Source organism: Pseudoalteromonas sp. SWYJZ12, assembly GCF_015864395.1.
GTDB classification, from domain to species: Bacteria; Pseudomonadota; Gammaproteobacteria; order Enterobacterales; family Alteromonadaceae; genus Pseudoalteromonas; species Pseudoalteromonas arctica.
Map to the genome: position 1 here is coordinate 450419 of NZ_JADYXH010000002.1, position 19694 is coordinate 470112.

15 protein-coding genes and 2 pseudogenes are annotated in these 19694 nt (G+C 38.1%); 5 read left to right on the top strand and 12 right to left on the bottom strand.

What is annotated here, in order from left to right; genetic code table 11:
• Positions 1–109 precede the first annotated feature (109 nt).
• Positions 110–3121, top strand: a complete 3012-nt coding sequence (locus I6F42_RS04270; protein WP_374939245.1) for an ATP-binding protein — start codon at positions 110–112, stop codon at positions 3119–3121.
• A 25-nt stretch (positions 3122–3146) separates the two neighbouring features.
• Here I6F42_RS04270 and I6F42_RS04275 read toward each other — a convergent pair whose 3' ends face one another.
• The 6 genes from I6F42_RS04275 to I6F42_RS04300 all read right to left on the bottom strand — a co-directional run bounded on the left by I6F42_RS04275 (position 3147) and on the right by I6F42_RS04300 (position 10218).
• The gene (locus tag I6F42_RS04275; protein WP_197151051.1) at positions 3147–3980 is read right to left on the bottom strand and encodes a UDP-2,3-diacylglucosamine diphosphatase; all 834 of its coding nucleotides are present in this window, start codon (positions 3978–3980) and stop codon (positions 3147–3149) included.
• Positions 3981–4214: 234 nt separating this feature from the next.
• A complete protein-coding gene (locus I6F42_RS04280; RefSeq protein ID WP_197151053.1) occupies positions 4215–5939 on the bottom strand; it encodes a proline--tRNA ligase in 1725 nt (574 codons plus the stop codon).
• A gap of 89 nt (positions 5940–6028) precedes the next feature.
• The gene (gene tsaA / locus I6F42_RS04285; protein WP_197151063.1) at positions 6029–6733 is read right to left on the bottom strand and encodes a tRNA (N6-threonylcarbamoyladenosine(37)-N6)-methyltransferase TrmO; all 705 of its coding nucleotides are present in this window, start codon (positions 6731–6733) and stop codon (positions 6029–6031) included.
• A 412-nt stretch (positions 6734–7145) separates the two neighbouring features.
• Complete coding sequence (locus I6F42_RS04290; protein WP_007586810.1) at positions 7146–7715, bottom strand: outer membrane beta-barrel protein; 570 nt, start codon at positions 7713–7715, stop codon at positions 7146–7148.
• Between the two features lie 259 nt (positions 7716–7974).
• Positions 7975–8439 carry an acyl-CoA thioesterase gene (locus I6F42_RS04295; protein WP_007586808.1) on the bottom strand — a complete coding sequence of 155 codons (465 nt, stop codon included), beginning with the start codon at positions 8437–8439 and terminating at the stop codon, positions 7975–7977.
• Between the two features lie 132 nt (positions 8440–8571).
• A complete protein-coding gene (locus I6F42_RS04300; RefSeq protein ID WP_197151064.1) occupies positions 8572–10218 on the bottom strand; it encodes an electron transfer flavoprotein-ubiquinone oxidoreductase in 1647 nt (548 codons plus the stop codon).
• Positions 10219–10439: 221 nt separating this feature from the next.
• Here I6F42_RS04300 and I6F42_RS04305 point away from each other — a divergent pair, with 221 nt between their 5' ends.
• Both I6F42_RS04305 and I6F42_RS04310 read left to right on the top strand, forming a co-directional pair.
• The gene (locus tag I6F42_RS04305; protein ID WP_101164015.1) at positions 10440–11189 is read left to right on the top strand and encodes an electron transfer flavoprotein subunit beta/FixA family protein; all 750 of its coding nucleotides are present in this window, start codon (positions 10440–10442) and stop codon (positions 11187–11189) included.
• Positions 11190–12116, top strand: a complete 927-nt coding sequence (locus I6F42_RS04310; protein WP_197151066.1) for an electron transfer flavoprotein subunit alpha/FixB family protein — start codon at positions 11190–11192, stop codon at positions 12114–12116.
• A gap of 69 nt (positions 12117–12185) precedes the next feature.
• On the opposite strand, the gene I6F42_RS04315 is transcribed toward I6F42_RS04310, so the two are convergent.
• Both I6F42_RS04315 and asnS read right to left on the bottom strand, forming a co-directional pair.
• Complete coding sequence (locus I6F42_RS04315; protein ID WP_197151069.1) at positions 12186–13115, bottom strand: PstS family phosphate ABC transporter substrate-binding protein; 930 nt, start codon at positions 13113–13115, stop codon at positions 12186–12188.
• Between the two features lie 133 nt (positions 13116–13248).
• The gene (asnS, locus tag I6F42_RS04320; protein ID WP_024612616.1) at positions 13249–14646 is read right to left on the bottom strand and encodes an asparagine--tRNA ligase; all 1398 of its coding nucleotides are present in this window, start codon (positions 14644–14646) and stop codon (positions 13249–13251) included.
• A 297-nt stretch (positions 14647–14943) separates the two neighbouring features.
• Between asnS and I6F42_RS04325 the strand changes: the two genes are divergently transcribed.
• Positions 14944–15378: an ATP-binding protein gene (locus I6F42_RS04325; RefSeq protein ID WP_007586798.1), complete on the top strand. Its 435-nt coding sequence runs from the start codon at positions 14944–14946 to the stop codon at positions 15376–15378.
• 219 nt (positions 15379–15597) lie between these two features.
• Here the strand turns inward: I6F42_RS04325 and I6F42_RS04330 are convergent, their stop codons facing one another.
• The 3 genes from I6F42_RS04330 to I6F42_RS20360 are packed head-to-tail and all read right to left on the bottom strand — an operon-like array spanning position 15598 to position 18233.
• On the bottom strand, positions 15598–16662 hold the full coding sequence (locus tag I6F42_RS04330) for an HD domain-containing phosphohydrolase (protein WP_165728680.1): 1065 nt from the start codon (positions 16660–16662) through the stop codon (positions 15598–15600).
• A 40-nt stretch (positions 16663–16702) separates the two neighbouring features.
• Positions 16703–17068, bottom strand: coding sequence for a response regulator (locus I6F42_RS04335; RefSeq protein ID WP_197151072.1), 366 nt, complete (start codon positions 17066–17068; stop codon positions 16703–16705).
• On the bottom strand, positions 17043–18233 hold the full coding sequence (locus I6F42_RS20360; protein WP_010552739.1) for a HAMP domain-containing sensor histidine kinase: 1191 nt from the start codon (positions 18231–18233) through the stop codon (positions 17043–17045). The genes I6F42_RS04335 and I6F42_RS20360 overlap by 26 nt, the downstream gene beginning before the upstream one ends.
• Positions 18234–18868: 635 nt before the next feature.
• Between I6F42_RS20360 and I6F42_RS20385 the strand changes: the two are divergent.
• Positions 18869–18964: pseudogene (locus tag I6F42_RS20385) on the top strand (hypothetical protein); the annotation flags it as partial.
• Positions 18965–19241: 277 nt separating this feature from the next.
• Here the strand turns inward: I6F42_RS20385 and I6F42_RS20390 are convergent.
• Positions 19242–19691, bottom strand: a pseudogene (locus I6F42_RS20390) (ABC transporter ATP-binding protein); the annotation flags it as partial.
• Positions 19692–19694 lie beyond the last annotated feature (3 nt).

Below are 19694 nucleotides of genomic sequence, written 5' to 3' on the forward strand. Positions count from 1 at the left end.
GGGTCCTTTTTAGCCATTAATGCTCTATAATATAGCGAGTAGAATTTTATGGTGAAGATAAATGTTAAAAAGGAATAATTTTTTGAATGTGACAAAAAATAATAGACTAATGCTCGTTGCAACAATAATATTTGTTCTTATAGCTTTACCATCTCTGTATTTGTTTGATCAAAAAGTAAGAAGTGATGTTTACCATTCAGCTCAAATAGAATTAAAACGTGAGCTTGAAACAAAAAGCCTTTCACTAAAAAAACACCTTAAAGATAGTGTTACCGCAATCCGCTTTTTAGATGCAACTCCTCCTATTCAAGGTATTACCCGCGCAAAAGAAAATAAACTGATTGATCCAATTCTTGGAACACCCATTGATATTTGGCAGGAGCGTTTAGCAAGTATTTTTACAGGCTTTATGCAGACTGATGACACTATATTGCAAGCTCGCTATATTACGCTCGAAGATGGTGGACAAGAAGTTGTCAGGGTTGATAGAAACCAACTCGGAGAAATTAATCGACTGCAAGGTCTGCAATTACAAAAGAAAGGCCAACGCGATTACATGATAAAAGCGAGTATGCTCGATAATAAAAGTGTTTATATTTCTCCAATTAACTACAACCGTGAAAATGGGCAGATACAAGAACCTTATATAAGCACTTTTCGTGTAGCTAAACCTGTTTTTGATGAAAAAAATAAAATTTTTGCAATATTAGTTACTAACTACTTTGCTGATAAATTAATAAAAAGTTTAACGGTTGAATCTCCACAAGGAACACAAATTTACCTAATGAATAATGAAGGTGAATTTTTATATCATCCAAACCCTCAATTACGCTTCGGTTTTGAATTTAATAAAGCAAAAACATGGACTGAAGAATTTTCCATTGCAAGTACAATGGCAGAGCAAGGCACTTTACCGCTAAGTAATTACCCAATTGCTTACACGTTAAAAAAACGTATTTCGCTTGATGGTGATATTGCGATGTTACCTTTAGAGCTTGGTGTAAGTGTTGATACTAAAACGTTGTTTGCAAAGGTGAACGAAAGGCGTCAAAACTTTATTGCAATGCTAGTGGTATTCTTTAGCGTATTTTTAGTTATTGCCTTTTTATACCAACGTTTTATAAACCGTAAGTTGTTAATTAATTCTCTAAAAGAGCAAAACAATAAAGTAATAGAAAATTCTTTGGATGCTATTTTTACAATTGAGCAAAACGGCGAAATTGTTCACTTTAATAATACAGCTAAAGAGGTTTTCGGTAATTCAATTTCAGGCATTAGCCCTGACTTTGTTTCTTTATTTGACTTAAATGAAGCCGATAATAACTGTATAGAAGAGACTATTTCAAACGGAGCAAAAATGCCGTTTGAAGCTATCTACACAGATGGTTATGGCAACAAACAATACTTTTCAATTACGCTCAGTAGTATTTTTGATGTCTACAATAACCGTTATCAGGTAGCGGCTATTTTAAGAAATATTAGCTCATTAAAAAATACTCAATCAGAGCTTGAAGGCTTAAACAGTACTTTAGAGCTAAAAGTATCACAAAGGACTGTTGAGCTAGAGCGAGCAATTGATCAAGCATTAGCAGCGAGCCAAGCAAAAAGTGACTTTGTAGCAAATATATCTCACGAAATACGCACACCGATGAATGGCGTTTTGGGTATGCTTGAAATGCTCAAAGAAGATGGCTTAAGTGAGCAACAATACCATTACTTAAAATTAGCTAATAGCAGTGCTAACTCTCTGATGAACCTGATTAACGATATTCTCGATTTTTCTAAAATAGAAGCGGGTAAGCTTGATATTGATAATCATACATTTGATGTTGTTACAGTATGTAGCGATATGATTAGCTCTTTAGCGTTACAGGGCCAGCGCAAAGGTCTTGAAGTATTCTTAGATACAAAAGATGTAGTAGACAGAATGGTTATTGGTGACAGCCATCGACTGAAACAAATTTTAATTAACTTAGTTAATAATGCATTTAAATTTACCCACCGAGGTGAAGTAAGTTTAACTGTCGGCTCTAAGTACATTACCGACTCAAAGTTATTAATGAGCTTTACAATAAAAGACACGGGAATTGGTATAGCGCCAGAGAACATAGACAAACTATTTGAAGTGTTTACACAAGAAGATTCAAGTACAACCCGTCATTTTGGCGGTACAGGTTTAGGCTTATCTATATGTAAAAAACTTGCTCAGTTAATGGGTGGTAATATTACGGTTATAAGTGAAAAGGGTGCTGGTAGTACCTTTACCGCAACAGTTGAGCTACATGTAGCACAAGAGAAAAAACTAAACACAGGTATTGAACTTGCTACTAGCATTAACGTAGCGGCATTAATAGCGCGCGATAACGTTTATAAAAACGTGTGCGATTTATTGCTACTAACCTGTAAAGTAAATGCAGAAAACATTGTAAGACTCGACTACTTTAGTGAGCATAAAGAGTTTGAAGCTGACTTATTATTAATTGACGATGAGCACCCTCAAATTGATGCGTTAATTGATTACTGTAAACAGTTTAATAAAAAGTATGTCTTAATTTTACGCGACATGGTGACCGATAAACCGACTAAAATGGTGTTACCTGAGGGTAGCCACATTCTAAATAAACCGCTTACCCAAGATCAATTTAGCTATAAGTTAGCCAGCTTATTTGGTGCTAGTAATGATTGTATTATAGCGCCACCAAAAGGCTTAACAGAAGAACAAGTAGAGCCAGACCTATCTGCTTATCATATATTATTAGTAGACGATAATATGATTAATATTGAAGTAGCTAAGGCGATTTTAAAACGTACAAAAGTAAAAATCACCTGTGCATCAGACGGTGTAGAAGCATTAGAAGCATTGAGAGAAAACACAGAGCAAGCTTTTGATGTTATTTTAATGGATTGCCAAATGCCTAATTTAAACGGCTACGATACAACAAGTGAAATCAGAAATAGTAAGGCCGGGGTAGACTACACTTACATACCTATTATTGCTATGACAGCAAGTGCGATGGAAGGTGATAGAGAACGTTGTTTAACTGCAGGCATGAACGACTATATTACTAAACCAATCAAGCCACGAACGCTAAAAGATAAGTTAATCACCTGGCTAAGTTAATAGTTATTAATTGAGAATCAGCTGCTTATGCAGCTGATTTTTTTGGTTTAGCATCCGTTGATATATTTAACTTTGTTATGTCGGCGCTATCGAGTACGGTTTGTGTGTCTGACCAATGTAGTAATTCAATTTTTCCATCTTGCTGCTCTACCAGCGCCGTACAACTCTCAATCCAGTCTCCATCGTTACAATACATAATTCCGTCATCTACTTTTATTTTGGGATGATGAATGTGTCCACAAATAATACCGTCTACGTTTTGTTTTTTAGCTTCATGAATTGCGGCATCTTCGAAGGCTTTAATCGCTTCACGTGCTTTGTGTACGCGAGCTTTTATCCATGATGCAAGCGAGTAGTAATTACCACCAAATAGCTTTCGAATACGATTGGTCCAGCGGTTTAAAAATAATAAAAAGTCGTACCCTGCATCACCCGCGATACTAATAAGTTTGTTATAGCGTGTCGCGGAATCAAAATCATCACCGTGTACGAGTAAAAAACGTTTATTAGCTTTAGTGGTGTGAATAAACTGCTGGTGGATTTCAATACCAAATAACGTTTGATTTATATAGTTTCTAAACGTTTCGTCATGATTACCGGGAATATAAATGACGCGTGTACCGCTAGCTGCTTTTTTTTGTATAGAGTTTAATACTTGATAATGCGAAGGGTGCCAATAAAACTGACGTTTCATTGACCATAAATCAATAATATCACCTACTAAATAAAGTGTGTCGGATTCTACCGAGTTTAAAAAATCGAGTAAGTAACCTGCTTTACAGTCTTTGTAACCTAAATGAACATCAGATATCCATATGGCTGGATAATGTTGTTTTTTACGCAGTTGATTGTTTGTCATGCCCGTCATCCATAGTGTAATAATTAAACACTGTAGATAAATCTAATGACACTTATGAGACACTTTAGCGAAGCCTCCATGACAATTTATACCAACGCACGTAATTAAAAGATTTCTACAAAGCTAGGAAAGGTGAGTTATTGAGCAGCTATTATTACGCATTTCTATTAATCGCGCATAAAAAAGGCCGCATTTTAAATGCGGCCTTTTAGTCTATTTTGAGCGTGCGTGTTATTAACCTTTAACAGCCGTTTTAATTGCATCAATTGCTGTATCGATATCAATCATTAGCTTTTCACCTGTACGGCGGTTTTTAAGCTCAACTTTGTTTTCGTCAAGGTTACGCTCACCAATTACTAGCGTAAATGGCACACCAATGAGTTCCATATCGTTAAACATAACACCAGGGCGCTCTTTACGGTCATCAAATAACACATCAAGACCAGCATCTTTTAAACCTTGGTAGAGGTTATTTGCAATATCAGGAATACGATGCGATTTGTGCATGTTCATTGGAACAATTGCTAAATCGAATGGCGCGATTGATTTTGGCCAAATGATCCCGTATTGATCGTTGTTCTGCTCAATAGCAGCAGCAACAATACGTGAAACACCAATACCGTAACAACCCATAGTCATGGTTTGGTTTTTACCACCTTCGTTTAATACACCCGCTTTCATCGCTTCTGAGTATTTAGTGCCAAGTTGGAAAATATGACCTACTTCAATACCACGTTTAATTTGTAAAACGCCTTGGCCACATGGGCTCATATCGCCTTCAACAATATTACGAATATCAGCAACTTCGTAATCAGTTACGTCACGATCCCAGTTAATACCGCTGTAATGCTCATCGTCTTTATTTGCACCGGCAACAAAATCAGCAAGTATGTTAGCTGCTCTATCAACAATAATAGGCATAGATAAGCCAACCGGGCCTAATGAGCCAGGTTTTGCGCCAATAGCAGCAACAATATCTGCCTCTGTTGCCATTTCAAGCGGAGAGTCTACTAATGGGTGCTTTTCAGCTTTTAGTTCATTCAATTCGTGATCGCCACGCAGTACTAAGGCTACTAAACCGCGTACTTCGTTTTCATCAGGCGTACCATAAACAATTAACGTTTTAACACCGCGATGTGGCTTAACACCGTAGTGTTTTTTAAGCTCGTTAATCGTTTTAGCGTCAGGAGTTGGAAACGCTTTAAGCTCTTTTGATGCTTCAGGGCGAGGCTCGCTTGGTGCCAGTGCTTCTGCTTTTTCAATATTAGCGGCGTAATCACTGCCATCACTAAATGCAATTGCATCTTCGCCCGACTCAGCAAGTACATGAAACTCGTGCGATACGCTACCACCAATAGAGCCTGTATCGGCTATAACAGGGCGGTAATCAAGGCCTAAACGCTCAAAAATATTACAATATGCTTTGTGCATCGCTTGATAAGTCGCATCTAAACACTCTTCACTTAAGTGAAAAGAGTAGGCATCTTTCATTGTAAATTCACGAGCACGCATTACACCAAAACGAGGACGACGTTCGTCGCGTACTTTAGTTTGTACTTGGTATAAAGTAATTGGTAATTGCTTGTAGCTGCTTATTTCTTTACGTACGAAATCAGTTATTACTTCTTCGTGTGTTGGACCAAGTGCAAACGTACGGTTATGACGGTCTGTAAAGCGCATAAGCTCAGGACCAAATTCATTCCAACGGCCAGACTCTTCCCACAAATCAGCAGGTTGAATAACAGGCATTAGCATTTCAATTGCACCCGCTTTGTCCATCTCTTCGCGTACAATGTTTTCTACTTTACGTAGCACGCGTAAACCAGAGGGTAACCAAGTGTATAAACCCGAAGCGACGCGACGGATCATACCGGCTCTAAGCATTAACTGATGCGATACGATTTCAGCATCTGATGGCGTTTCTTTAAGTGTTGCGAGTATATATTGGCTTGTACGCATGTTTTTTCCGAAATAGAGTAATTATATTCTTTTAATAGAGCTTAAGTTTACCAGCGGATGCTTTTACACTAAAGCGCTAACTGAGTTATTTAGTTTTTTTCTATACTTGTTACTACGTTATGTTCGCCATTGACTTGCCAGCGAATATTATAATTATACAAAGTCATACCATAGCTCTGCTCGCCGTCTTTTTGTTTTTTATATGCAGGGCGGGGATCTTGTTTTAAAACATTGGCAATAAAATCATGTAAATCTGGGTATTGTGTTTGCGCATTAACAAACTCAATTGCTTGAGGGCTAAATTCAACCGTCATTTGTGTTTCAGGGCGCGTGTCAGCAAAGCCAGCACTTGCATCCGGCATAGAGTCTGAATACGGCAAATACGGTTTTATGTCAATAATCGGTGTGCCATCAAGTAAATCAATACCAGCGAGTAATAAGCTAAGTTGTCCGTTTTTATATTCAATACCTTCAAGTTTTACGGCGCTCATTCCAATTGCGTTTGGTCTGAATGTAGCACGGGTCGCAAATACACCTTTTCGCTCATTGCCACCCAAACGAGGCGGGCGCACCATAGCAGAATAACCTTTATCAGCCGTTTCATGAAAACGAAATAACAACCATATATGAGTAAATTCATCTAAACCACGTACAAACTCTTCGCGATTAAAATCGGGGGCAAATATAAGCTTTGCTTTAGCTTGTGGCACTAAACGAGGTTGCCTAGGTATAGCAAACTTTTGTTTATAAGGAGATTGAATTTGGCCAATAGCCGAAATGGTATAATCGCTCATAGTACTCGGGTACAAATAAAATAGAGCGCTATTCTACCCGCATTTAGCGTTTATGGCATTAATGTAAGCAAGTTTATTGCGTATACCAATTTTATTAAAAATATGATTATTCTACTGCATTAAATAGCGCACTTACTTTGTTAGGAATTATTCATAGTTGACAGCATGGATGCAGGAGGTAGAGCAATGCAGGGAGCAATTTGTGATAACAACTATATATTATAATTTTGCCTTGTTATTGCGCTATTTTCTTAGTGCTACAATAGAACAATTATTTAATGCACTTGGCATTATAGACCAAGCGGTTTAAAGTTTTTATTAGACTGATTGGTTTATATTAATATATTTAAAAAGAGCCTAAAACAAAAAAGGTAAGCCCTTGGGCTTACCTTTTATACATGCTAAAGACTAATTAAAACATGTATTGAACTGATACAGACGCTACATCCATATCTGGGTCAATATCGTCATCAAGTTTATAGCGTTCGTACTCTAAACGAAACTGTACATTTGTTGTAAGCGCGTATTCAATACCAGCGCCGTAAAATGCATCACCACCATCTGTAGACGCTGATACGCCACCTACTGGTAAATCTTGTGTGTAATCTGCATCCCATTCAAGCCAACCGCCTTTTGCATACACAGAAAAGCTTTCTGTTATAGGGTAGCCCAAACGTGCGGCAAGCGATACGCCATCAATTTCAGCTTTGCTGTCTATATCACTTACTTCATCAAAGTTTTGATAAGCAAGCTCTAAGCTTAAGTACTCGTTAAATTGTGCACCAACGTAACCCTTAAGCATTTGTGCATCGTCGTCAAAGTCAGTGTCGTTGTCACTGTCTTCAAATTCAAAAGAATATTGACCGTAACCGATACCAGTATAAATACGTGGAGAATCGAAATCAGAAATGTCAGCGTGTGCTGCAGAGTTAAAACCCAGTGTTGCTAGTGCAATAGCTGAAAGAGAAAGTGTTTTAATCATTGAATAGCTCCTTTACAAAAAATAATCAAATGCTTGATTTCATTAATCAAACTTCAATTATCTACTTGCAGCGAGCGTGCCAATATTAAAATGAATTAAAAACACGCCTTAATTAATCCTTTTGTATTGGTTTTCACGGTGTTTAGCGTGTTTTATAATCAAAGTGAACTTTTGTGTAATTGAGTACTCTAAAATAAGTTGTATCTTTTACAAAGTATAATGAGTTTTTTACATAGCCTGACTTTATTTAAACTAGTAATTACACTGTATGAAGCAAGTTTTCTGTTTCAATTGCTATTTCTTTCATTTTTATAGCGTAATTTTCTAATTTAATATCTTCTTCTGTTACAGCTTTAAACGAAGGCACTTCTATTGGGTAACCCGTTTCATCCATAGCAATAAAGCTGATAACACAATGATTTGTTTCAACCATATTTTGTGTTTTTGGATCGCCACAACGCACTTGAATAAATATTTGCATGCTACTTCTACCCGTATGGGCAATTTTAGCTTCTACTTCGACTATTTGACCCACTAAAATAGGGCGTCTAAATTTAACACCCGCAACCGAAACCGTTACGCAGTAGTGACCACTCCAACCCGCAGCACATGCATAGCCTGCTTGGTCAATCCATTTCATGACGGCCCCACCATGAACTTTACCACCAAAATTAACATCGGTAGGCTCTGCTAAAAAACGAAAAACAACTTTTGACGACGGCATAGATAACACTCTTATTATTAAAACTACTATTAGCATAACGTAAAAAAGGGGCCGAAGCCCCTGCAATTTAGGATATGTTTATAATTTATATGTAAAAAAAGTGATTATATGTGTATATAACGCATAATTTAGTTACATATTAGGGTAGTTTGGCCCACCAGCACCTTCTGGGGTTACCCAGGTAATGTTTTGGCTTGGGTCTTTAATATCGCAGGTTTTACAGTGCACACAGTTTTGGGCGTTAATAACAAACTCTTTATTGCCCGCTATTTCTTGTACTTCGTAAACGCCAGCAGGGCAATAACGTTGTGCGGGTTCATCAAATTTAACTAGATTTACGTTAATAGGGATTGACACATCTTTGAGCTTTAGATGACAAGGCTGTGATTCTTCGTGGTTAGTATTTGATAAAAACACACTTGAGAGTTTATCAAAGCTAAGGTGTCCATCTGGCTTTGGGTACGCTATTTTGTCAGCGGCGTTAGCATCAACAAGGGTTGAATGATCGGGCGTATTATCTTTAAACGTAAAGGGTAAACCACCATTAAAAATGTTTTGATCAAGCGTGTTATACGCACCCCCTATAAACTTACCGAGTTTGTGCATTGCAGGACCAAAGTTACGAGATTGATATAACTCTTTATATGCCCACGATTTCTCAAACGCAGTTTGATAATGAGTTAAATCGGTATTTGCCAACTCATTTTGCAATGCTTCAAAAATAACTTCAGCGGCAACCATTCCCGATTTCATTGCAGTGTGATTACCTTTAATTTTTGCAAAATTAAGTGTGCCTGCATCGCACCCTACAAGTAAGCCACCTGCAAAATGCATTTTTGGTAATGAATGCAAGCCGCCCTTAGCAATAGCACGCGCACCGTAAGCAACACGTTCAGCGCCTTCAAGTACGTTTTTAAATACTGGATGGTGCTTCATTCGCTGAAACTCATCGAACGGGCTTAAATATGGGTTTGAGTAATTTAAATCAACAATTAAACCTACAACGACTTGGTTGTTTTCACTGTGATACATAAATGCACCACCATTAGTATCGCCGCTAAGTGGCCAACCTGTACCATGAACAACTTTGCCAAGCTCATGCTTACTTTCATCAATTTGCCAAATTTCTTTAAAGCCTAAACCGTAATGCTGCGGCGATGAATCTGCATCAAGTGCAAACTCATTAATTAGCTGCTTACCTAAATGACCTCGGCAGCCTTCTGCAAATATAGTGTATTTTGCACGAAGCTCCATACCTGGCATGTAACCGTCTTTTTCATTACCGTCTTTGTCGACACCCATATCGCCAGTAATAATCCCTTTTACTGCTTTATCTTCAATTATTAAAGAGTGAGCACTAAACCCCGGGAATATCTCTACGCCTAAGCTTTCAGCTTGCTCAGCAAGCCATCGACATACATTACCCATAGATACAATGTAGTTACCATCATTATGAAATGTTTTTGGCGTAGCAAAGTGGGGGATTGATGTCGCTTTTTGCTCATTATTAAACCAATAAATTTCATCGTTAGTTACTTTGGTTGTAACCGGTGCACCAAGCTCTTGCCAATTTGGTAGTAGCTCATCCAAAGCTTTGGTTTCAAAAACAGCACCAGAGAGTACATGCGCACCTACTTCGGAACCTTTTTCGACTACGCAAATCATGCACTCTTGTTGTTTTTCTTGTGCTAATTGCGCGAGTTTAATTGCACTTGAAAGCCCCGCAGGGCCTGCGCCAACAATTACTACATCAAATTCCATGGTTTCACGTTCGACCATAATAACCTCTTTATATATGACGGACTTATTCGAATGTTTACTACGCATTTAAATAAGGTGTACAGCCTATTTTTAACCTTGCAAATTAAACGTTACAGACTGTGAATAGTTAAAGGTTATTTTAGGTTGACGTTTACGTCAACAGGAAGTAGTCTAATTTCATAAAATAAATAAGTTGACGTGCACGTTACCTTGTAGGTTTAAATAATTATGGAGTTCCTATGAAAGTTCTCGTACCAATAAAAAGAGTGATTGATTACAACGTAAAAGCACGCGTTAAAAGTGATAACAGCGACGTGGATTTAACCAACGTAAAAATGGCAATGAACCCGTTTTGTGAAATTGCTATAGAAGAAGCAATCCGCCTTAAAGAAGCCGGTACAGCCAATGAAGTTGTTGCTGTTACTATTGGTCCTAAAGCATCGCAAGAGCAATTACGCACAGCATTAGCACTGGGTGCCGACAAAGCCATTCACATCGAAACCGATGAAAAGCTCGAGTCACTCCATATTGCAAAGCTACTCGCTAAAATTGTTGAGCAAGAGTCTCCTGAACTTATAATTTTAGGTAAACAGTCAATCGATTCAGATAATAATCAAACAGGTCAAATGCTTGCTGCGCTTACTAATCGTGGGCAGGGTACATTTGCATCCAAGGTTGTTATTGAAAATGGCAAAGTAAACGTGACCCGCGAAGTTGACGGGGGCCTGCAAACGGTAGCACTTAATTTACCGGCGGTTGTTACAACTGATTTACGCTTAAACGAGCCTCGTTACGCATCACTGCCAAATATTATGAAAGCCAAACGTAAGCCGCTTGAAGTAATAGCAGCTGATTCGCTTGGTGTTGATTTAACACCGCGTATTCAATTAATAAGTGTAGAAGAGCCAGCTAAACGTACCGCAGGAATTATTGTTGAAGACGTTGCACAGCTTGTAGAAAAATTAAAAACAGAGGCAAAGGTGATTTAAATGAAAACACTCGTAATTGCAGAGCACGACAACGGTGCCTTAAAACCAGAAACCTCAAAAACTATTAACGCCGCAGTAAAAATTGGTTTTCCTGTTGATGTACTTATTGCAGGTAACAACCTAAGCGCAATGAGCTCACAAGTGGCCAGCATTGATGGCGTAGCTAATGTTTTAGTTGCCGATAATAGCGTTTATGAACATCAGTTAGCTGAGAGCATGAGCGATTTAGTTTTATCGCTTAGCGACAACTACAGCCACATTGTTGCAAGTGCAACGACAACAGGTAAAAACTTTATGCCACGTGTTGCTGCGTTATTAGATGTTGCGCAAATTTCTGAAATTATCGCAGTAGTGGACGCCGATACATTTAAACGTCCAATTTATGCAGGTAATGCAATCGCAACGGTTAAATCACTCGACAGTAAAAAAGTAATTACCGTACGTGCCAGTAGCTTTGATTTACAAGGCGAGCAATCAGCAGCGGCTATAACAAGCATTGATACAGTGTCTGATTCGCAATTAAGTAGCTTTGTAAGTGTTGAACAAACAGAGTCTGAACGACCTGAACTTACGGCTGCCACTGTGGTTATATCGGGTGGTCGCGGTATGCAAAACGGTGAAAACTTTGCACTACTTAATGGTATTGCCGATAAACTCGGTGCTGCGATTGGTGCGTCGCGCGCAGCGGTTGATGCAGGCTTTGTACCTAACGACATGCAAGTAGGGCAAACAGGTAAAATTGTAGCGCCTAATTTATACATTGCAGTAGGGATTAGCGGTGCTATTCAGCATTTAGCCGGTATGAAAGACTCAAAAGTAATTGTCGCGATTAATAAAGACCCCGATGCACCTATTTTTCAAGTCGCAGATTACGGTTTAGTGGCTGATTTGTTTGAAGTACTGCCACAGTTAGAGAGTGCTTTATAGCGCTTAATTAAGCAAAATTTATTCTGGTTGAAAGCCGTGGTGCTCTTTGAGTGCTGCGGCTTTTTTTTATTAAAAATCAATAAGCAAGTAGTGATTTTCTGCGAGTATCTGTCTATTCTTTTTAGTTTTAATAATCGATATTAATAGTTCAGCCTGTTCAATTGAGCGTTCTGATTCGCTATTAATCAGTAATATTAATGGTCTGACAAGAGTGTAATCACCGTTTATGATACTTTGATCGTTAACCGAAATACCGTTTACTGCTAAAATATTCACTTTATCAATTTTTTTACTGCCAAGTAATTGTGAAACTGCACCATAAGAGTCATAAGCTATTGCATTTGGCATGCGTTGAACAATACCTAATGCTTGATTGAACTCATCGTATAACTGCGCCTCCTTTTTAGAATATAAACCTCTGTTTCCTGTTTTTTTAAACTTAATTGTATTACCGTTAGGTATTTTCATATAATTAAGCTCTAAAAATTCAAGTAATATGTTGAACGTGCCATGATTAGGGGCTTTACTTAATAGTAAAATCTTATTGTCACGCGCTGTTTTAGGTGAGTAATTAGGGTTTATTTTTTGCCAAGTTTCATATTTCCCTGCATAAATATTAGCAAGTTGTTCTACAGATAAGCTTTTAATATTATTTTCTGTATTGGTAAAAAATACCAAAGCGTCTTGAGCTATTATAATTTGTCTCACATGCGGATAGATTTCTTGTTCATGGTTTGTCAAAAAGCGGGAAGTTGCGCCTATATCAACAAAGTTTTCGGCAATAGCCTTTATACCTTTTTCACTGCCCATTGATCTAATTTGCATGGGAATATTTGTTTGGGCTTGGTAGTCTGGTTTTATCAAATCAAGCAAGTGCGCAACTGAGGAAGAACCGCCAACTAAAAGAGGTTTTTGTATTTTACTGACGGGGTTATCTGATAATGGAGTATTCGGAGTCGTAGTTAGCATACTAACTGCTAAAATTAAGTTTTTAATCATGAAATTAGCCATAAAGTAATATGTATAAAACTATAGACCAAATTTTATAGAATGCTAAAACTAGATATTATATAAAGCATAAAAAACCAGCCAATTGGCTGGTTTTTAGTATTTATAAACGGCTAACTTAGTATTAGTAAGTTGCGCTGCCTTTAGTACGAGGGAAGGCAATAACGTCACGTACGTTGCCCATACCTGTTACATAAGCAACTAAGCGTTCAAAGCCTAAACCAAAGCCTGAGTGCGGCACGCTACCGTATTTACGTAAATCGCGGTACCAGCTGTAATCTTCTTTGTTTAAGCCCATTTCTTCTAAGCGTGCATCAAGTACATCAAGGCGTTCTTCACGTTGTGAACCACCAATGATCTCACCAATACCTGGTGCTACAATGTCCATTGCGGCAACGGTCTTACCGTCTTCGTTTTGGCGCATGTAGAATGCTTTAATGTCACGTGGGTAGTTTTTAATAACTACCGGTGCTTTAAAGTGCTCTTCAGCTAAGTATCGCTCGTGCTCAGACTGTAAATCTACACCCCATTCAACAGCGTACTCAAACTTTTTACCACAGTTTTTAAGGATCTCTACTGCTTCAGTGTAATTTACCTGCGCGAAGTCTTTTTCTACAAATTCTTCTAAACGCGTAATTGCAGTTTTTTCTACACGTTGTGCAAAAAATTCCATGTCATCACGGCGCTCTTCAAGTACGGCTTTAAACACATACTTAAGCATATTTTCAGCAAGTTTTGCGATGTCTTCTAAATCAGCAAACGCAACTTCAGGCTCTACCATCCAAAATTCTGCAAGGTGGCGTGATGTATTTGAATTTTCTGCACGGAATGTTGGGCCAAACGTGTAAATTTTTGACATTGCAGACGCGTAAGTTTCGCCATTTAACTGGCCAGATACAGTAAGGAATGCTTCTTTACCGAAGAAATCTTCGCTGTAATCAACTTCGCCTTTGTCTGTAAGCGGTAAGTTTTGCATATCAAGCGTAGATACACGAAACATTTCGCCAGCGCCTTCACAGTCACTTGCTGTAATAATTGGCGTGCTGATCCAGTAAAAGCCTTGTTCATGGTAAAAACGGTGAATAGCTTGTGCTAAACAGTTACGTACACGAGTTACCGCGCCAATCATATTTGTACGAGGGCGAAGGTGAGCGTGCTCACGTAAGTACTCAATGCTGTGGCGCTTTGCCGACATTGGGTATGAATCTGGGTTTTCTACCCAACCTAATACAGTCACTGTATTAGCTTGAATTTCAAATGATTGACCTTGGCCAGCAGATTGCACTAAAACACCAGTAACCGACACAGAACAACCGGCTGTTAAGCTAGTAACTTCATCATAATTATTCAGTGAATTAGGAACTACCGCTTGAATAGGATCAAAACACGAACCGTCATGAACGGCTAAAAATGAAATTCCTGCTTTTGAATCGCGGCGAGTACGGATCCAGCCCTTAATTGTTACTTGGCTGTCTACCGCAACATTGCCTTTTAATAGCTCTGAAATCGCTAAATGGCTCATCTTCACTCCAATGATATAAGTTGCCTAACTATTTTATTTTAACTGTGCGCAGCACTCGGGCATAAATTGCACATAAACGGCGCTGCACTTGAACCCTGTATCTTACCTAGTAAAGTTGAATAAAAAAACTATTGTGGGCAACTCTTTAAAAGTTTTTATGCATGCGGTTTATTTTTAAACAGTTTTTAGAGTTTAATTGCTACTATTATGATTTGTTGCTCTTAAATTTAATGATTTTGTGGCATTATTAACAAACAAATCAAATTAATATTTATTCACACTTAAAAAATCGATGCTATGAAACAAGTTTTTATTTTACGAGGACTACCAGGAAGCGGTAAGTCTTACTACGCGCAAAGCCTTGCTGACGAATTAGGTGGAGTTGACGAAAGCCAATACCTAATCTGCTCAACTGATGATTACTTTATTAATGAGCAGGGCGAATATCATTTCGATAAATTTAAATTGTCGCAATTTCATAATTTAAATTTAGCGCGCTTTATAAATGCACTTGCTCAAGGTATGCCATTGGTAATTGTAGATAACACCAATATTAAAAAGTGGGAATTTATAGCTTACACTCAAGCTGCTGTTGCTTTAGGTTATCAAGTAAAAGAAGTGATAGTGGGTGAAGTGAAAGACAAATCAATGCAGCACTTATATGCTAAACGTAACTCGCATAATGTGCCGCTTAAAACCATAAGCAAAATGGCCTACATGTTTGAGTGGTAGTGCTAAATTTTAGACAGCACGTCTAAATTATTTTGAGTTATAGTATCTAAGTGAGCAGTGATTTTTTCATTGCTCCAATCTCACCAAGCTATATCTAGCAGCGTATTTATTGTTCTATCGTCAAATATAAAAAACCTACTTGAGGAAAACCTTCCATTGGTGAAGGATTATTGGGGTTTGGTCCGTTCATGGGGTTCCCTCTAATTAATTATGGACGTGTTACTTTTCAGCATACTTTTGTTTAATTGCTAAAATTTCTTCTTGAACTGCAAAAAAAGCATCCACTACTGCGGGGTCAAAGTGCTTCCCACTACCTTCTTTAATAATGGCAAATGTTTTTTCTTGTGAGAATGATTTTTTATAAGGACGTTTTGACGAGAGAGCATCAAATACATCAGCAATAGCAACTACGCGTGCTGCAATTGGAATTTCACTACCTTTTAAGCCATCAGGATAACCAGAGCCGTCCCACTTTTCATGATGTGAGCGGGCAATAATTTCACCGAGTTTAATAACCTCAGAATCAGAACCTGAAAGTATGCTAGCGCCTACAACGGTGTGCTGTTTCATTATTTCCCATTCTGCAGCATCTAATTGTCCTGCTTTTAGCAAAATATGGTCAGGTGTAGAAATCTTTCCGAGGTCATGCATCGACGCTGAAAATAAAATATTTTCAACTGTTCCCTCATCTAACCCTACACTGCGTGCAACGGCCTCAGAATACAAACTCATGCGTTGAATGTGCGCACCCGTTTCTTCATCTTTGTATTCAGCAGCTTTGGTTAGTCTATTAATTGTTTCTAGTGATGCGGCTTTAATGCTTAGCATTGCTTGCTTTAATGATTCAGTTCTTTGAGCAACTTCAGCTTCTAATTGTTTCTGATAATTTGTTCTTAAATCGTTATAGTCTTTAATCTTAAGAAGGGACTTAACGCGCGATAATAGCTCGTTTTTATCTACAGGCTTTGTAATAAAATCATCGCAACCAGCATCAATCCCTTTAACTCGCTCTTTTGTCTCTCTTAAAGCAGTAATAAGGACGATAGGTAATAGCTTTAATAGGGCGTCTTCTCTAACACGGCGTGTTACTTCAAAACCGTTCATACCGGGCATCATTATATCAAGTAAAATAAGGTCTACAGGTTGTTGCGCTAAGATATCTAATGCTTGTTGCCCGCCAGTCGCTGTTACTGTTTTATATCCCTTGGGTTCAAGATAAGCTTGCATGAGTTCAATATTTTGAAGGTTGTCATCTACAACCAAAATTAAAGGGCTATCTTTCATTAACTGTTCCTGTGTATCAAGGTTTAAATAATTGTAGTCATTACTTTATATATAAACTTATTTGTTGAGCAAACGTGCGTGTATCTATAGGCTTCGAAATATACGCACTGTTAGGTATACACAGTAATTGGTCTATATCTGCGGGTAAAACAGAAGCGGTAACAAAAACAATAGGAATATCTGCCGTTTCTTTTTCATCACGCAAAATTTTCGCAACCTCTGTTCCAGACATATCTGGGAGTTGGACATCTAATATAATAATTCTTGGAGTCTCACGCTTTATTGTTAAAAGCGCATCTCTTGCATTCATAGCAGTGAATACTTCAAAATTTGCCATGAGTAAAAGATCCTCCTCTAGCAATAGGTTATTCGCATTATCATCAACTATAACTATTTTGGTTTTCATTATGCTTTACCACAGACTTTTGTTTAATTGGCAAAGTTATACGAACCGATGTGCCTTTATTAACACCTTCAGATTCAATAACAAACTCGCCTCCATGCAACTTTACTAGACTTTTTGCGATTGGCAGCCCAAGTCCTGTACCTTCTGTTAATCTAGAATAGGGAGTTTCTATACGGAAAAAACCTTCAAATATTTTTTCCATATTTTCAGCAGCAATACCTATACCCGTATCCCAAATTATTATTTCTATTTCTGTATCAGTATGTCGTGTTTTAACGCCAATTTGACCCTCATCGGGTGTAAACTTCACTGCATTTGAAAGCAAATTATAAAGTATCTGTTTAACCTTAAGGGAGTCAGCTTCAATTGGTGGCAAGTCATCAGCAATATCAAGACACATATTCAATTTTTTCTGGTTAGCTGTATCTGCTGTAAGCCCTGTAATTTCGTGCAATACTTGGCGTATCGGCAAATGAGAGATGGTGAGACTCATTTTGCCTGCTTCAATCTTTGCCATATCCAGTATTTCATTAATAAGTAACAGTAAATGTTTGCCGCTCACCAATACATTTTTAACATACTGTTTTTGTTTGTCATTTAAAGTGCCAAATGTCTCATCGTAAAGCACCTCAGAAAAACCATTAATAGAATTAAGCGGGGTTCTCAGTTCATGCGACATATTTGCTAAAAACTCTGATTTAACTCGAGCAGCACTTTCTAAGTCACTCGTTAGCACTTCTAGCTCTTTATTCGCTTTTACGAGTCCTTCTTGAATCGCGTTACGTTCAGTAATGTCCTCGATAGACAATAAAATAATACGATCTTTTGACTGAGTACGTTTAATTTGCCTTGCGTTGAGCAGCATTGTACGCCAACCAATTGTTTTAAAATTGTGCTCAACTTTATAATCATCAAAGCTCGTTTTTTGAGGCAATATGGTTTCTAATAATTCACGAAGCTTGGGAATGTTCCATTGATTATTACCAAGGTTGTATATTAGTTTCCCGACTGTGTCTTTATGATTAGCGCGAAAAAACTCATAAAATGAGCGGCTTGCTGTAACTACTCTTAAATGTTGGTCTAAAACAATCAGTGGTTCTCGAACCGTGTTTACAATACTTTCGGAGTATTCTAAGAGTTCTTTCTTGGTACTTATTTTATTCACTATCTAGATCCTTTGTACCATTAAGGGCTGAACAACTTTATAAACGTTTAAAGGATAATTAAGGTTCAGCAATGCTTGAATATAGCTTTATTTTTATAATACGTTCGCTAAAAGCAATGCTTAATAATGTGTTTTAATGTTTGTGTGTGGTTTTAACTAATATAAAAGGCGTAACCTGATAAGTGATATCTGAGAGGAACTATTTAACATTAATCTTTGTTCAGTAAACAGCAACAGCTGATTAATAGCAAGAGGTTCATAATTTAACCTGCATATTATTGTTGTTTATTGGCTATAGTGAGCTTTTTAAAGGTAAAAAGTATTAGTTTTAAGCGAGATAGGGTTTTAACGGGGAACGTATTTAAACTGAATTTTGGGTCTAAATAGTAAGTATTGATGTAGGTATTAATGTTTAAATTAATGCCTACATCAATATTTTAATCAGTCTATAGATTTATAAACCGCTAATGGGTGCGAGGTACTTAGTGATACATGCACTTCGTCGCCAGGGTTTACAACAACTTCATGGCTTACTCGGCTAGTTACAACCGTAGAGCACGCAAGTTTTACAGCACACAAGCGGCTGCCACCTTCAAAACGTACCCAAATTACTTCGCCGTTATTGCCAACACTGCTTTGTACAAGTAACACATCGTCAGGTCGAAGTAGTACATCAACGTCGCCACTTTCACAGTCAACGCCATGAGCGGGAGCATTACCAATTGAGGTAGTGGCTTGTCCTTGGCTAAATTGGCCGCTAATAAAGCTGGCTTCACCTAAAAAGCGTGCCACAAAGCGATTGTTTGGGGTACTAAAGCAGCGCTCGGGTGTATCGATTTGCTGAATTTTGCCGCCTTTAAGTACACCAACACGATCGCCAACTGAGAGTGCTTCTTCTTGGTCGTGTGTTACCCAAATCGCCGGTACGCCAGCTGCTTTAAGTGCGTTTCTAATATCCCAACGAAGCATGTCTTTAAGGGCGGCATCTAAGTTTGAAAGCGGCTCATCAAGCAATACAAAATCAGGTTGGTGGGCAAGGGTGCGCGCAAGTGCAACACGTTGCTTTTGTCCGCCAGAAAGCGTAGCTGGTTTTTTATCTCTAAAATCGCTCAGTCCAAGTAGGTTTATCCAATACTCAGCAGGGGCTGTATCTTTTAATCTAAAGCAAATGTTTTGCTGTACGGTTAAGTGCGGAAATAACGCAAAATCTTGAAATACCATACCTACACTGCGCTTTTCAGGAGGTATTGTTAATTTGGGTGTAGCGCGCCATTTACCCGTGTTTATTTCGCCTTCGCTAATAGGTATAAGGCCAGCAAGGGCTTGTAAAATTGTACTTTTACCGCAACCTGTTGGCCCTACAAGCATAAGGATTTCGTTTTCACCCAGCGATAAGTTTAAATCGCTTACTACGCGGTTACTGCCATAATCTATAGACAACTGACTTACAGATAGCATTGT